Source organism: Streptomyces sp. V4I8 (assembly GCF_041261225.1).
GTDB lineage: Bacteria > Actinomycetota > Actinomycetes > Streptomycetales > Streptomycetaceae > Streptomyces.
Window position 1 is genome coordinate 9,953,217 of the sequence record NZ_JBGCCN010000001.1, and the last position, 15,404, is coordinate 9,968,620.

Below are 15,404 nucleotides of genomic sequence, written 5' to 3' on the forward strand. Positions count from 1 at the left end.
GTGGCCGGGCATGGGTCAGGCATGGGTCATCCGTGGGTGGGGCTGTCTGATCGGGTACGGCTGGGGCTGCTGACGCGGTGGGTGACGCCAGCGCTGGTGGACGAGGTGCTGGGCGGGTGCCGCAAGCGGGACCGGCGGCCGGGTGCTCTGCCGGCTGGCTTCACGGTGTACTTCACGCTGGCCCTGGCCCTGTTCCATCAGGACTCCTATGACGATGTCGCGGAGAACCTGACGGGCGCGATCGCCGGGATGGGCGAACACATCCCGAACAGGGCGTCGTTCACCCGTGCCCGGGAGCGTCTGGGGCCTGAGGTGCTGGAGATGCTGTTCCGGAGACTGGCCGGGCCGCTGGCCCCGCCCGGGCTGGCGGGATCCTTCTGGCGGGGGATGCGTCTTGCCGCGGTGGACGGGTTCCTGCTGGACGTGCCGGACAACGAGGCCAACCGGCACGCCTTCGGCGGCCCGAAGGACTCGCGCGGAAAACCAGGAGGATTTCCGCAGGTCCGGGTCGTGACACTGACCGAGACCGGCACCCACGCCGCCATCGACGCACGGGTGGGCGGCTTCAACGGCGGCGAACGCGACCTGGCCGTCGCCATGGCTGCTTCGGCCGACGGAATGCTCGTGATCATGGACCGGGGCTTTCCCGGAGTGGAACTGTGGAAGGCATACACCACCGCCGGTGCACACCTTCTGCTGCGGGCGCGCTCCTGCGTCGCGCGTCGTCCGGTGCAGCGCCTGCCCGACGGCACTTACCTGGCGCGGATGAACCTCGGCGGGCAGAAAGGCGCGCACCCGGGCGGCGTACTGGTCCGTGTGATCGAGTACCGCGTCGACGGCGGCGAGGTGATCCGGCTCCTGACCGATCTCTTCGACACAGACACCTACCCCGCGGACGAACTCGCGGCCCTGTATCACGAGAGGTGGGAGGCGGAATCTTCATACCGCCAGCTCAAGACCTTCCAGCGCGGCCGGCAGGAAGTACTGCGGTCGGCCGACCCGGCACTGGTGCGCCAGGAAGTATGGGCACACCTGATCGTCCACTACTGCCTGACCGGCATCATCATGCGGCTCGCCGACGGTCACGGCATCGACCCGGACCGCATCTCGTTCGTCAAGGTCCTCAAGCACGCGCGACGCAGCGTGATCCGGCAGTGCGCCGATACTCCCGCAAAGATCGGGAAGTTCCTGGCCCTGCTGTCCGCGAAGGTGTGCCGGAAACTCGACAATGGCACCCGGCGTCTACGCGAGGCCGACAGGTTTCTCAAACGCCCCAACTCGCTGTACTCCTACCGGCCCAAGGACCAGCAACGTGCACCAGCACGCCGGGTACCTGCCAAGGCCATCACGCTGCAGCCCACGATGATTCAGTAGTCAAACAACGGCATTGGCCGGGAACCGGGAGAGCGCGCTCGGGGCGACGGCGACCGCGAAGGAGGCCCTGGCCGACCTGGGGCTGACGGACCGGCCGAGCGCGGAGCGCGCCGAGCTGTTGTCCACGCGGTCCGTGTTCGACGAGACCGGTACGCGCGAGCTGGAGAAGTTCGGGCCCCTCGGCCGGGTCGACCTGGCCAAGGACCTGAAGTCCGGCGACACCACGCTCGTGGCGGCGGGCACCTCCGTCCTCGCGCGCAGCTGGACCAGCAAGCGCTACGACGAGGGACGTCCCGCGGACGCCGTGGGCACCAGCAACCAGATCACCAGCACCAAGGAGGGCGCTCAGGTCCGCGAGCACCCCGCCGTCATGGCCGACGCCCAGCTGACCACAGTCGCCTACGACTGGGCGAAGGGCCTGCCCACCAAGGTGGTGCAGGATCCCGACGGTCTGGCCATCACCACCGTCACCGAGTACGACGCCCAGGGCCGCGTCACCCGGCAGGGGGCGCCCGGCACCACGGGCAACGACGCGGGAACCCAGGTCAGCACCTACTGGTCGGCCACCGGCACCGGCACCTGCGCCGGACGTCCCGAGTGGGCGGACCTGCTGTGCACCAGCGGGCCGGCCGGGGACATCACCGGCGGCGGGACCAATCCGGCCCAGCTGCCCACCATGACCGCCGAGTACGACTGGTGGGGCAACACCGCGAAAACCACCGAGAAGGCCGGCACGTCGACCCGCACCATCGCCCGCGGCTACGACGCGGCGGGCCGATCCACCACCGTGCAGACGACCGGCGTCGGAGCGGCGGTGCCGTCGACCACGACGAGCTACGACCCTGAGACGGGCCGCGCGGTCAAGACGACGTCGTCCACCGGCGGTACCCTGACCCGCGCCTACGACAAGCTGGGCCGGGAGATCTCCTACACCGACGCGGACGGAGGGACCACCACCACCGCGTACGACCTGCGCAACCGCCCTGTCAAGGTCGGTAACAGCGTCCCCAGCACGGTCACTTACACCTATGACCCGTCCGTCGAGCCGCGAGGGCTGGCCACCAAGGTGACCGACTCGGTCGCGGGCTCCTTCACCGCCACGTACGACGCGGACGGGGCGGTGGCCTCCGAGAAGCTGCCGGGCGGCTACACGCTCAAGCAGGTCAAGGACGCTGCGGGCGCCGTCGTCGTGCGCACGTACACACGAGACAGCGACGGGGTGACCGTCTACAACGACTCCGTCACCTCCACCATCCACGGCCAGGCCGCCACCCGCTCCGGCTGGTCGCACCAGGAGTTCGGCTACGACGACGCCGGACGCCTCACCCGGGTCGAGGACACCAGCGACAACGTCGGCACCCTGCGGACATACGCCCTGGACAGCCGCTCCAACCGGACCGGCAGGACGGAGGCCTCAGCCGCTGCCGGGCTGCTCTGCCCGACCAGCGTGGGCGCGGTGAAGAGCCACACCTACGACACCGCGGACCGAATCGTCGACTCCGGCTACTCCTACGACGCCTTCGGCCGCACCACCGCGCTCCCGGGCTCGACCCTGTCGTACTACGCCAACGATCTCGTGCAACGGCAGACCGCCGGTTCCCAGCGCCAGACGTGGCAACTCGACGCCGGGCTGCGGTTCCGCTCGTGGACCGTGGAGGCCAACAACGCCGGCACCTGGAGCCAGCCGGCAGCCAAGACCAACCACTACGGCAACGACACGGACAGCCCGAGCTGGATCGTGGAGGACGCCGCCCAGGGCACGGTGACCCGCAACGTCACCTCGGCCACGGGCACGTTCAGCGCGACCACCGGCAAGTCCGGCGGCACCGTCCTCCAGCTGACCAGCATCCACGGCGACGTCGCCCTCCAGCTGCCGCTGGACTCGGCGGTCGCGCCGACGGTCGTCGACAGCAATGAGAACGGCGCCTCCCGCACGGGCAAGACCGCCCAGCGCTACGGCTGGTTCGGCTCCAACCAGCGCTCCGGCGAGACGCTCACCGGGATCGTCCTGATGGGCGCGCGGCTGTACGACCCGAACGCCGCCCGGTTCCTCCAGCTGGACCCGGTCTTCGGCGGCAACTGCAACGCCTACGACTTCGTCTGCGCCGACCCGGTCAACGGCACCGACCTCGACGGCCGGTGCGGCGCCTGGGGCAACCCGTTCAAGCCCTGCGACAAGTGGCGCATCCTCATGTGGTCGCGCTCTCCCGGAAGCCACTGGAAGACCATCCGTGAGGGAAGCACCTCCAACGTCACGGTTCACGGCAAGAAGTACGGCAAGTTCGGTCTCCGGCACATCAAGGACAAGCACGTCGGAGCGGGGAAGCGCACGCCCGATGTCCTCATCCGCGCGGCCGCCGAGAGCATCTCGGGCCGGCTGGGCGGAGAGGAGGGTCCCGTAGCAGCGCTGCGGTCGGTCGTCCACATGGTCGACAATGACGAAGCCGAACTGGCCGTGGACGACCTCGCGCGAGTGATCGAGTACTACCGCATCCACATTCTGCGGACGGAATACGACCAGATCGCCGCGGCGGCCGCACAGCTCGATGCGTGGGACTCGCTCACCGAAGTGAGAGTCGATCGCTTCATCGGCGACTGAGACGCCCGCTGTCCAATGATCCGGGCACACCTTGGATGACGGCGGCCTTCGAGACCACGGTCTCGAAGGCCGCCGTCATCTGTGCGGAGATCATCGAACGGGCGTGTGCCGTGCCCGTCAGAATGCGGCAATCGCCGGGTACGCAGTTGCCGCCGTCGCCACAGGCTTCTCTCTGAGCTTGACTCGGCCGGCCATGCCCCGACGGCAACGCGGTGTTCGTTCACAGCTCCCACCGTGTAGCAGGTTGGCTGCGCGCCATTGCGGCAAGAACTCGGCGAAGTCAGCATCCTCCGTGACCGCCGCGAGGGCGAGAGTCGGCACCTCACCCTGAGCAAAATGCGCAAGCGGTAGGCAGAGCTCATGTCCTTGAGGAAATGGCCAGGAGCGAGGTGGGCAAGCGGCAGGACGCGGCCGCCACCCTCGCCGGCCTCGTCCGCGTGGTCGCCACCAACTCCCTGGCACGGATGGTGTTCGACCCAACGCTGCCGCCGGTACACCTGGACGCGTCCAGCACCTCCGACATGATCGTCATCACGACGGCGGGGCTGAAGTTGCCGCCGATGGCCTCATTCGACAACCCGGAGGTCCTGAACCAGCAGCCGCTGGAGGCCCTGATCGGACGCGCAGTGCTCTAGCCCCGGACTTCGCGGGTCACCGTTTCAGGTCTGTGGCCAGCGGGTTTGTCCGATGTCGGTGTCGAGTAGGTCGAGGAGGTGGAGTTGGACGCCGCGGGTGATCTGGACGGTGGGCGGGTCGGTGATGTTGCCGATGCGCAGGGTGAGTTCGCCGAGGTGGTAGAAGACCATGCGGCCGGTGGGGCGGACCCGGCGGTTGTCGGGGTAGAGGCCGCTCATGGTCTGCTCGGGGCCGAGCGCGCGTCTGACCTGCCGTTCGATCAGGCAGAAGACGAGCAGGGCCAGGCAGATGACCTGGATCAGGGCGGCAACGCGCCGGTTGTGCTGCACGAAGACCGGCGCGACCGCGAGCGGGCCCTTGAAGTCGTGGTATCTGCGCTCGACCGCGCCCTGGCCCTTGTAGTGGATCAGAGTCTGCCCAGCGTCCGCCTGGTCGGCGGGGACAGACGTCAGCAGTGCGTACCAGCCGTCGACCACGGCTTCCGCCTTCAGCACGCCGGTGTCGAAGTGCCAGGCCAGGACCGGGGTGCCGTCCTCGTTATCGGTGACGGTCCAGCGCAGACAAGAGGTGACACGGCGCTTGGCGGCGATGACACCGATTCGGGCGACGATCTTCTCCCGGGTCTTGTAGTGGCGTCCGCCGGCCGCAGCGGTGAGCTTGTTCAGGTCCTGGGCGGCCTTGGCCAGGCGTTTGTCCCGGGCTGCTTGCTGGCCGGCGGCGTTCGCGGTGGAGTGGACCAGGATCCGTCGCACGGTGAGCACAGGATCGCTCTTGCGGGGCCCGGTCAGGGTGTGGGTGTCCTCCAGCACGCGGTAGGTCTCGCGCCGCTCGGCGGGCTTGCCCGCCTCCCGGTTGGGCGTCCAGTCCACGATGGTGGCCTGCGCGGGATCGAGAGCGGCATAGACCTCGTCCTTGACCTGCGCGGCCGGGGCCGGGGCGATGAACTGGACCCCGGCCGCCAGCAGGGCACGGACGTTGGAGTAGGACACCAGCTTGGAGTCGGCGACCATCAGGAAGTCGCGTTCACCGGCCATGGCCCGCAGGTCCTTCATCGCGCCGACGACCTGGCTGACCTCGGCCGCACCACCGCCGAAGACCCGGGCATGGAGCGGGATGCCGCCGTCGGCCGACACCGCGAGCCCGGCCTGGACCTGCTTCAGATCGAAGCGCCGGTCCTTGGGATGCCCGTAGCCAATGACGGGGAAGTCCTCCTCCTGACCCTCGACCGGGAAGGCCCCGTGCACGGACATGCTGGTCATGTCCCAGTGCATCCGGGCCACATCGATCCCGAACTCACCGATCGCCCGCGCCCCGACCGTGCCCGCGATGTGCTCCAGCTGCGGAGCGATCGCATCCAGTGCCCGGGCCAGACGATCATCGTTGAGCAGAGCGGGCTCGATCCCGAAGACCTCTTCCACTGCCCAGCACCTGGCCCAGTCCTCCACCCGCACCAACGGCGCGGGCGACGTCAGCCGGTTGGCCACCAACGCCTCGATCACCTGCCCGTGCGTCACCAGCGCACTCGCGCCACCAGGACACACCTCGTCGACGATCCCGGCGACATCCAGCCGACGCAGAAACTCGGCAGCGACAGGCAGAGCGCCCAGACGCTTCTCCACCACGGACGTCACCGCCACTTCAAGACGCTGACGCTGAGACCGTGGCCGCGGGGACCGGGAAGTCATCGACACACCCCACCCAACGCCACACCCCCGGCCCAGGACACCCCGGACCGGTCACACCATACGAATCAACGACCCGCGAAGTACGGGTCTAGCTCTACCTGATCGCCGCGATCGCCCGGCAGACAGCGTTCAAGGACCCCGAACGGTTCACCGCCGTAGTGGCCGACGAGCTGTACTGGCTGACGTCGTCAGCCGAGGGTACCGCGCTGGTCCACGAAATCCTCCACGACGGCCGCAAGCAGGGCGCAGGTCTCCTCGCCGCCTCCCACGACGCCGAGGAACTCGGCCCCGACCGCGGGCTGATTGCCTACCGCGCGCTCGCCCGCACCACCGACCGCGAACGCGCCCGCCGCGGTCTGGAGTTCGTGGGCCTCGACCCGAACGACGGCGAATTGCTGCGGCTGGTGACCACCGGCTTGTCCCCCGTCGGCCGCAAGGGCCGGGAGGGCGAGTTCCTGCTGACCTGCCCGCGGCAGAACACCGGCCGGGTCAAGCTCGCCATCCCCCGTATCCCGCGCATCACCACGTCCATCACGACCACACCGGGACGCCGCGCGAGCGCTGCTTCGCCGCCGGCGTGCTCGTTGTGGCCGTCGGGGTGAGTGTGCCTCAGGCGTGGTGGCCGCACACGGGGCAGGCCTTCGCCGCAGACGCCCATCCCACGGACCAAGACCCGTGCGCGCTGATCGTGGGTCCAGCCAAGGACTACTGCGAGCGCGGCACCACGACCACCGCCTCCGCCGAGCAGCCGGGTGTTGCTGGTGCGGCGTGGCGGCTCGTGCCGGCCGGTGCCGGTGTGGCCGCCCTCGTGATGTGGCGGCTCCGGAGCCCTGCTGGGCAAAGGGGACGCTGAAATGTTCCGTCCAGACTGCGCGACTCTCCGCTCGGCCGGCTTCGTCGTGCTGCTCACCGGCGTGTTTCTCATGGTGAACAGCCAGGTCGTGTACGCGGCCAGCAGCAACAGCGAGACCGGAGACCTGCTCGCCCCGCTCAACATCACCTCCTCCGAGGGGGTACCCATCGACGGGTACGAGCTGAATGGCGAGGGCGGCTCCATCGTCAGCTTCAAGACCCAGTCCCTCGCCTTTGCCCTCTCGGGCCTGTTCACCCTGCTCCGGCTCTTGGTGGGCCTTGCGGGGTGGCGATCGAGGTTGCCTTCCGATGATTCCTGCTGCTGAAGATCCTCACCCGCCGGCGCAGAAGGTCGCCGACATGTACGACATCGTGGTGGTCGACAGACTCGGGTTGCAGGGCTTGTTGCTGGCCTGGGCGTTTGTGTTCGCCGGGTTCATGATTATGCGCGGCCGCCTGGGCCGTGGTCTGGGCGAAATCTTCCTCACCCTGCTCATCGGGGCGATCGCCGCCTCAGCTCTCATCCGCCCCGACACTCTGCTGGCCCAGGACGGCTCGCTGGGGCAATCCCAGCAAGTAGCCGCCGAGGTCGCCCAGGAGAGCGTCAACTCCAGTACGAGTGACCAACACCTTCGGCCCCCGCCACGCCCCGGCGTCGGCCGCGTACTTCAACTCCGTGCGCCCCCATTACTACGTCGGGCACAACGCCCGCGCCATCAAGGCCGAGGGAGTCAGGGTCCGGCTCCTCGCCGGGGACGGGGACCGGCTCTACGACAAGGACGGCAAGAAGATCACGGAGATCTTCAGCAAGCTGCTGACCCGGTACGGCATCCGGGACACCTACACCGTTCTCCCCGGCGTCGACCACACGATCACCGAAGCGATCGCCGCCCGCACCCTCGCCTACCCCTCCAACTTCCGGGAACAGGCCCTCGCGCAGTTCAAGTAGCGGGCCTCATAAGCCCCGGGGCCGGGCGAGGGAGCGACCGTCACTCTGCGCCTGTCGCGGGCGTCCGGCTGACGTCAAGCTCCGCATGTGATCAGGGGTACGGGGGTCGAGGGCGGGCGTGGTGAGGTCTGGTCAGCTGTCGTCGAGTGCTCGCTGGACCAGTCGCCTGCGGGCGTCGTCGGTGCCAGTTCTGCCGGGGAGCCCCGAAACCGGGAGCGCCTCTGGGCCGCTGCGCCATACCTGCGCAGGAACAGGCGCAGGGCGCGAGTACGGCAAGGACGTCGAGGGGATTCTTCCGTCACGACGTTCTCGGCCACCACCGGGGGGAGGCGCAGATGGAGGCGGCGGAGCGGCTGGCGCTGACAATGCTGTGTTCCGAGATACTGGAACTGCGGTTGGAGTGCGCGCAACAGTCCGAGTGGCACCAACAAGTGCTGACACGGATCGAGGAGGCGGCCCGGGCCCGGCAGCCCATCTTCGCGTTACTGAGCCAGCTGGTCGGTATCGGCGACGCAGGCAGCTTCCGCGCGCTGAGCAGCGCCCTGCCCGGCGGCGGAGCCGGCCGCGCCCACGAGGAGGTGTTCGGCTGCCCCGACGGAGCCTGTGACCGCGGGGCGATCTCGGTGCCGGCCGGGCCCGTCCCGCGGTGCGAGGTGACCGGCCGACCCATGCGGCTCAGGTAACGCGGTGGGCGGCTTCTTCGCCGAGTTGGCCAAGAGGCTGGCTGAGCGCTGGGTTGCTCTGCTCCTGTTGCCCGGCGTTCTGTTCGTGACGGGCGCGTTGCTCGGCCGGCGGCTTGGGCAAGCACACGCCGTGGATGCTGCGATGGCGGAGCACGAGCTGACCCGGGCTGGTGAAAAGTTCGCCCAATGGCCGGTCGGAGCGCAGGTCGGAGCACTGGTCGGCCTACTCGTCGCGGCTGCGTGTGCGGGTCTCCTGGCGCAGGCGCTGGCTGGTCCGACACGCGCCCTGTGGCTGGGTTCCTGGCCCTCGGTGTTCCACGCGGTGTTCAGGTGGCAGACCGGGCGCCGCCGATCACGCTGGCACAGGAGGCTCGCGTTGCGGCGCGAGTTGGAACGAACGCATCCCAGCGCGTCCCGTACGGCGGCTCAGCAGGAGGAAATCGACCGTGCTGCGGGGCGGGCGAACAACATGGCCATGGCCGAACCCGGTCGACCCACCTGGATGGGCGACCGCGTCCACAGTGTGGAACAGGTGGCCCGCGACCGTTACGGCCTGGACCTGCCCTTCGCCTGGCCGCGGCTGTGGCTCGTCCTGCCGGACACCACCCGCGCGGAGATCACCGCGGCCAACGGTGCGTTCGTCGCGGCGGTCGCCGTGGGCAGCTGGGCATGGCTCGCGGCCCTGCTTGCCGTGATCTGGTGGCCTGCTGCCCCAGTGGCTGTCCTGGTCGCCGCGACGGGCTGGGTTCGAGCGCGCAGCGCCGTGACCGATCTCGCTGCTCTGGCCGAGTCCGCGCTCGATGTGCACGGCCGCCTGCTCGCGGAGGTGATGGGTGTCGCCGAGGAGGGGCGTACCGGGCCGCTGACTCTCGCCGAGGGAGCACAGATCACGGCCATAGTCCGCAAAGGGCGTTGAACCGCACACCCCATCGCCGGCGAGGAGAGAGATTCCATGCCGCTCAGTGAGACGTTGGCACGGCTGTATCGCTACCGGCATCTGACCGACCTACGCAAGGCCCGGCGGTTCAACCGGGCGCAGAAGCGACTCCGCCGAGGCCTTGACGCGTACGAACGCACCCGCGTCGATCATTTTGTGCTCGATGACGAGGCACTGGCCGACGCCCTTGAGCTGTGGAACGTCATACGCCCGGCCGATCCGCGCCACTTCACCAGAAGGGATCGTGAGTGGATCGCCGCAGCGCATCTCGCCATCGGCTGGTTCTTCCATGCGCGCTGGGCCGCACGGCCCACCAACTTCGAGCTGTCACAGGCGATCTACCACCTCGCTCCCATCGCGCACCATCCTGGCGTGATCCCGGAAGCGCTGGTCTCGGTACTCGGTGCGGCGGCCGAGCCCGAGGTGCAGGCTGCGGTCGCGACGAGCATGCTCACCGAGGCCTCCTCGACCACCGAGCGGTCGTACCTGACGGCCGTCATCGAATTGTTCAGGCAAGCGCTGCTGGCTACGCCTCCCGACGACCCGCTGTTCGCCGCCCACGCCAACAATCTCGGTATCGCCTACCGATACGACCACCAGTGGTACGGCGCTGAGGAGCACCTGGAACGCGCGATCCTGCTCACCGAGCAGGCACTCGAGCTGATGCCCGCCGCAGGTGACGAACGTGCTGACGTACTGTCGAATCTCACCGCCTGCTACCAGCAGCGTCACCTACGCACCGGTGCATTGGCCGATCTCGACAAGGCGGTCGAACTCGGCAGCAGCGCGACGGACGTTGCGGTAGACCCCTCTCACCGGGCGCTGGCGCTGTCCCACCTCGGCATCGCCCACCAGCTGCGCTATATGAGGAACGGGGCGACGGCCGACCTGCAGTGGGCCATCGAGGTGGCGGAGGAGGCTGTCTCCTTGACGCCGGCGGATCATCCGGAACGCGCTGGGCGACTCGCGAACCTTGCCGTCGGCCTGCAACAGAGGTACCTGCGGAGCAACGTCCCCGCCGACCTGGCGCGCGCCATCGACATCAGCGAGCAGTGCGTTGCCACGACGCCTGTTGACCACCCGGAGCGGGGCCTCCATCTGTCCCACCTCGCGTCCGCCCTGTCGTACAGCTACAGGGAAAACGAGGATTCGGCAGCCCTTGACCGTGCGATCGACGTGGGGGAACAGGCGCTGGCGCTCATCACCCACGTACACCCGGACCGGGTCGGACACATGTCGAACCTCGCCAAGAACTACCGGCTGCGATACGAACAACGCGGCACGCCCGAAGACCTCCGCCACGCGGTGGACCATGCCGAACAGGCACTGTCCATCACCTCCGACGACCACCCCGTAGTCATGGTCGCGCTGGCGAACCTCGCGCACGCCTATCGCCTCCAGGTCCTCGCAGACGGTGACCACCTCGACCGCGAAGTGCTGCACGGACTGGCATCACTGGCCGTGAACGCCACGACCGCATCAGCGGAGCACCGGGTACTGGCGTACGCGAAGTTGGGCCAGCTGGCACGTGACCTACGCGAGATGCGGCTCGCCGTCGAGCTGTTCGACGCCGCGGTGGCACTGCTGCCGTCGGTGGCGCCGGGAGAGATCGGCCGGGAGGACCAGGAACACCGTATCGGGCAGTTCTACGGCCTGGTCGGTGAAACCGTGGCCGCTCACCTCGCGATCGATGATGCCACCGGCGCAGTGGAGATCGGTGAGCTGGCCAGGGGCATCCTGCTGGCGGCGGAGCTCGACTCCCGAACCGACCTCACCGGCCTCGAGGAGACAGAGCCAGACCTGGCCATCCGGTTCCGGAGCGCACGTGACCGACTCGCTCAAGCGCAACTCCCCCCGCTCGGGGCCCCCGTCGGGGTCGGCCTTGTCGACCACCGCCGACGACTGTGGGACGAGTACAACGAACTCCTCGGCGACATTCGCAAGATCCCCGACTTCACTCGCTTCCTCCTGCCGCCCGAACTGACAGAGTCGCGGACGGCCGCGACTGGTGGTGTCGTCGTACTGGTCAACCTCGGGGTCCGCCGAGGGGACGCCGTCATCATCACTTCTGACGGCGAGCCAACCCCCGTCCCGCTGCCCGACCTGTCCTGGGAGGCAGCCACAGCGAACGCCACGCAACTGGTGTGGGCGACCCATGATAACACCCTGACCGGCAGACTCCGCGGCCGACGTCTCCTCACGGACACGCTCGCCTGGATGAGGGCCGCGATCGTCGAACCCGTCCTCGACGCCCTACCGCCCACGGAACGGATCTGGTGGCTGCCCACCGGCATCCTCGGACTCTTCCCTCTGCACGCTGCCATCACACGGGACGACGTCGTCTCGTCCTACACACCGACGCTGCGCGCGCTCAACCATGCGCGCACACGACGCCCGGTGGTCGACCGACGTCACCTGACCGTCGCCCTCGCCCACCTCCCCGGCCTCCCGGATCTCCCGGGAACAGCCGCGGAGGCGGCAACACTGCACGCACACCATCGCGGAACTCTGCTGGTCGATGACACCGCGACGAGCGAACGAGTGCTCGCCGAACTCACCACGGCCACCTGGGCCCACTTCGCCTGCCACGCCACCGCCCACCTGACCGAGCCATCCCGGGGAGGCCTGGTCCTGCGGGACGGTGTTCTGCCGATCGCCACCGTCAGTCGTCTGCAGCTGGAACAGGCCGAGCTGGCCTACCTGTCCGCCTGCTCGACCGCCCGACGCAACATCGAACACGCGGACGAGTCCATCCACCTGGCCTCCGCGTTCCAACTCGCCGGGTTCCGCCACGTGATCGCCAGCCTGTGGCCGCTGGACGACGCCGTGGCCGCGATGACCGCACGCATCTTCTACGATCACCTGTCCGACGACGATCACCTGTCCGACCAGCCCGCAGCGGACAGAGCCGCCTACGCACTGCATCGCGTTGCGTGGGAATTACGCAGGAACCATCCCGACAGACCAGACCTCTGGGCGGCGCTCGTCCACAGCGGCCCGTAGAGCGGCGAACGCCTTCGTCGTCCCCGCCCTCAAGCAGCGGCAGAACAACCCCGGTCACGCCCTCGGCTGCTCGCAGGGAGGGCCGTTGCGGATCGCAGGCGAGCAATAGGCCTGCCGGAGGCGGGGGTTGACGGTGGAGGTGTCCCGGGAGACGGGGCATGGGCCGTGGTTGCGGAGCCGGTAGGAGGATTCGTCGATGCCGACCACTCGCGACTGTGGCGTCGCCGAGGGCATCGGCCCAGCCGGCGATTCGAGGCGGCCGCCCGCACCGTGCACTACGCCGCGATGCGGCAGCCGCTGGGTCCGAGGTGTTCATCGGGTATCTGAGGAAGCGCATGACCACAGGCCTGGACGGGCAGCCAGCCGTGGGTCACCGTGCCGCCAGAGCAGTGAGCAGGAGCAGTACGGCGCTGATGGTGAGGCTGATACGCAGTGCTCTCCCGGCGGGCAGGGCTCCTGGGATGTGGCGGCGAGCGGAGTCCCGTAGGGAGGCCGGCTCAGGCAGACGGCGTGGCGGCCGGCGGTGCGGGCCGGTCGGCCGACGCGCACGCTCCCGCCAGGCAACCATCGCCTGGCCCGCTGCCGGACGAGCCCGCAGGGTCGTTCAGGGCCTGCGGCCGTGGAAGGTGCGGCGCAGGTCGCTCACCCAGGCGTCCGGGTTCTCCCAGGGGATGAAGTGGCCGCCGTGGCCGTGGGCGTTGACGTTGACGTGGTTGAACCAAGCGGCCTGCGGGCCGCTCTTGAATGCCTGGACGCGCTCGCGGGCGGTGTGGATGCCGGGCGGGTTCTCGTACGTGACGAAGGTGAGGCCGACCGGGGCCTGCACGACCGGGGTGCGGTCGTGGGCGGGGGCCCAGGGGTAGCGGTTGGCGTTGGCGTAGTAACGCATCGACGTGGCAATGGAGTTGTTCACCCAGTAGATCGTGGCGTGGGTGAGCAGGTCGTCCTTGGTGAAGACGGATTCGAGGTCGCCTCCGTTGTCGCTCCAGGCGTTCCAGCGTTCCAGCAGCCACGCGAGCAACCCGGCGGGTGAGTCGCTCAGCCCGTGGGCCAGGGTGGCGCCGTCGAGCATGTGCACGGCGAGGTGGGACGCCCAGCGGTGGTCCAGCTCGTTGATGCGGGCGCGGACGTCGGCGGGCTGGTCGTCGGTGAGGGGCCGGTTCCGGGCGAAGTCCCAGGCGCGGGGGCCGGTGAAGAAGTCGAGCGGCAGCCCGGAGCCGATGTGGATGCCGTACAGCTCGTCGGCGTACTTGTGGCCGAGCTGGCTGGAGACGATTCCGCCGATGTCGCAGCCCCCGGCGGCGTACTTGTCGTATCCCAAAGTCTCGGTCATCAGCGTGTGCCAGAGGTCGGAGACTTTCCAGAAGTTGACGTCCGGAAAGCCGGTGAGCGGGCCGGGGAAACCGAAGCCGGGCAGTGACGGCACGATGACATCGAACGCGTCGGCGGGGTCACCACCGAACGCGGCCGGGTCGGCGAGCGGGTCGATCACCTTCGACCAGTGCCAGAACGTCCACGGCCAGCCGTGGGTGAGGATCAACGGGATCGGCCGGGGGCCGCGGCCGGGCTTGCGCATGAAGTGCACCGGGACACCGGTCACGCTCACCTGGTAGTGCTCGTAGACGTTGATGGCGGCCTCGGCCTCGCGCCAGTCGTACCCGTCCCGCCAGTAGGCGACCAGCTCCCGGAGATAGCTCTCCGGGACGCCGTACGACCAGTCTCCATTCCCCTCGTCCAGCGGCGGACGGGTCAGGGTAAGACGGGCGCGCAGGTCGTCGAGGACCTTGTCGGACACATGGATCGGGGTGGGCTCCAGGGGGAAGGCGTGCGGGGTGATCAAGGCGTGGTTCCTTCTGGCTAGGGGAAGCGGTGTCGTCGGCCTGTTGGGTGGTTGGGCGGCGAACCGGGCCACGGCAAGGAGGGCGGGCAGCGGTGCGGCGAGTGCCTGCCGGTGGTGCGGTCGAGCTGGTCGGCCAGAGCGGCCAGGCGACCGATGCGCTCCCTTCGCCGCGACTTCGACCAACTTGACACCAGCTCGGACACTCAACGGCTCTGACGATAGAACGCTGTACGCCGCCTGTTCTGCGACCAACGCGCCTGCTCGCGCCGCACGTTCGTTGAACAGGTCGACGGTCTGACCATGATGGCGGGAGGCTGAAGCGATCGCGGTCGGTGTAAGTGCGTTTGCCGACGCCCAGGGGGCTCTAGGACGGTCGTCGTTGCACGGCATCGGCGATAACCGCTGTCACGAGCTTGTTGACGGCTGCCAAGTCCGGTGGGCCGGGGTCGCGGTCCGCGAACAGGAGATGCCCGCCACCGACCAGAGAGAGGGTGAGTGAGTCGATGTCGGCGTCGACCGCGATGCGGCCCAGTTCACGCTCGGCGGCCAGATAAGCGGAGACCGCGGTCGCGGCCTCGGCGAGGATCGCGATGCCGCCTCCGGACCTGGCCTGCCGCAGCCGTGCGCGCAGCTCATCCCGGAAGGTGATGAGCGGGATGATTGCCACCGGAATCGGTCCGAACAGGGTGGCCAGTGCGCTGGTGAGCAGGACGCCTTTGGCGCAGCCCGCCTCGTCGGTGACGGCCCGGCTGGTCAACCCGTTCGGCCCGTCCCGCAGAAGCACGCGTTCCGCAGCGTCGAACAGCTGCTGCCGCGCGTCGCGAAGATGCACCCCAGTCGGCATTC

General features: G+C 68.9%; 9 protein-coding genes and 3 pseudogenes. 9 read left to right on the forward strand and 3 right to left on the reverse strand.

Annotated elements, in window-relative coordinates; genetic code table 11:
- The first annotated feature begins 36 nt into the window (after window positions 1-36).
- The 3 genes and pseudogenes from ABIE67_RS45225 to ABIE67_RS45235 all read left to right on the forward strand — a co-directional run.
- Complete coding sequence (locus tag ABIE67_RS45225) at window positions 37-1,374, forward strand: IS4 family transposase (RefSeq protein ID WP_370257796.1); 1,338 nt, start codon at window positions 37-39, stop codon at window positions 1,372-1,374.
- A gap of 16 nt (window positions 1,375-1,390) precedes the next feature.
- Window positions 1,391-3,973 (forward strand): annotated as a pseudogene (locus ABIE67_RS45230) (RHS repeat-associated core domain-containing protein); the annotation flags it as partial.
- Between the two features lie 362 nt (window positions 3,974-4,335).
- Window positions 4,336-4,605 (forward strand): annotated as a pseudogene (locus ABIE67_RS45235) (ATP/GTP-binding protein); the annotation flags it as partial.
- 27 nt (window positions 4,606-4,632) lie between these two features.
- Here ABIE67_RS45235 and ABIE67_RS45240 read toward each other — a convergent pair.
- A complete protein-coding gene (locus tag ABIE67_RS45240; protein ID WP_370251876.1) occupies window positions 4,633-6,246 on the reverse strand; it encodes an IS1634 family transposase in 1,614 nt (537 codons plus the stop codon).
- 140 nt (window positions 6,247-6,386) lie between these two features.
- Between ABIE67_RS45240 and ABIE67_RS45245 the strand changes: the two are divergent.
- The 6 genes and pseudogenes from ABIE67_RS45245 to ABIE67_RS45270 form a co-directional block, all read left to right on the forward strand.
- A pseudogene (locus ABIE67_RS45245) lies at window positions 6,387-6,896 on the forward strand (ATP-binding protein); the annotation flags it as partial.
- A gap of 252 nt (window positions 6,897-7,148) precedes the next feature.
- On the forward strand, window positions 7,149-7,472 hold the full coding sequence (locus tag ABIE67_RS45250) for a hypothetical protein (protein WP_370267774.1): 324 nt from the start codon (window positions 7,149-7,151) through the stop codon (window positions 7,470-7,472).
- 293 nt (window positions 7,473-7,765) lie between these two features.
- Complete coding sequence (locus ABIE67_RS45255; RefSeq protein ID WP_370267778.1) at window positions 7,766-8,095, forward strand: hypothetical protein; 330 nt, start codon at window positions 7,766-7,768, stop codon at window positions 8,093-8,095.
- A 335-nt stretch (window positions 8,096-8,430) separates the two neighbouring features.
- Window positions 8,431-8,778, forward strand: a complete 348-nt coding sequence (locus ABIE67_RS45260; protein WP_370267781.1) for a hypothetical protein — start codon at window positions 8,431-8,433, stop codon at window positions 8,776-8,778.
- A gap of 142 nt (window positions 8,779-8,920) precedes the next feature.
- Window positions 8,921-9,694, forward strand: a complete 774-nt coding sequence (locus ABIE67_RS45265) for a hypothetical protein (RefSeq protein WP_370267786.1) — start codon at window positions 8,921-8,923, stop codon at window positions 9,692-9,694.
- A 36-nt stretch (window positions 9,695-9,730) separates the two neighbouring features.
- Entirely contained in the window at window positions 9,731-12,718 is a 2,988-nt protein-coding gene (locus tag ABIE67_RS45270) for a CHAT domain-containing protein (RefSeq protein ID WP_370267791.1), read from the forward strand.
- A gap of 604 nt (window positions 12,719-13,322) precedes the next feature.
- On the opposite strand, the gene ABIE67_RS45275 is transcribed toward ABIE67_RS45270, so the two are convergent.
- Complete coding sequence (locus tag ABIE67_RS45275) at window positions 13,323-14,558, reverse strand: epoxide hydrolase family protein (RefSeq protein ID WP_370267796.1); 1,236 nt, start codon at window positions 14,556-14,558, stop codon at window positions 13,323-13,325.
- 364 nt (window positions 14,559-14,922) lie between these two features.
- Window positions 14,923-15,402 carry a TetR/AcrR family transcriptional regulator gene (locus ABIE67_RS45280; protein WP_370267798.1) on the reverse strand — a complete coding sequence of 160 codons (480 nt, stop codon included), beginning with the start codon at window positions 15,400-15,402 and terminating at the stop codon, window positions 14,923-14,925.
- Window positions 15,403-15,404: the final 2 nt, after the last annotated feature.

Excerpts from the sequence above, each read along its gene's own strand:
- ABIE67_RS45250 (WP_370267774.1), top strand. The coding sequence starts at position 7,149 with ATGTTCCGTCCAGACTGCGCGACTCTCCGCTCGGCCGGCTTCGTCGTG.
- ABIE67_RS45260 (WP_370267781.1), top strand. The coding sequence starts at position 8,431 with ATGGAGGCGGCGGAGCGGCTGGCGCTGACAATGCTGTGTTCCGAGATA.
- ABIE67_RS45265 (WP_370267786.1), top strand. The coding sequence starts at position 8,921 with ATGGCGGAGCACGAGCTGACCCGGGCTGGTGAAAAGTTCGCCCAATGG.
- ABIE67_RS45270 (WP_370267791.1), top strand. The coding sequence starts at position 9,731 with ATGCCGCTCAGTGAGACGTTGGCACGGCTGTATCGCTACCGGCATCTG.
- ABIE67_RS45280 (WP_370267798.1), bottom strand. The coding sequence starts at position 15,402 with ATGCCGACTGGGGTGCATCTTCGCGACGCGCGGCAGCAGCTGTTCGAC.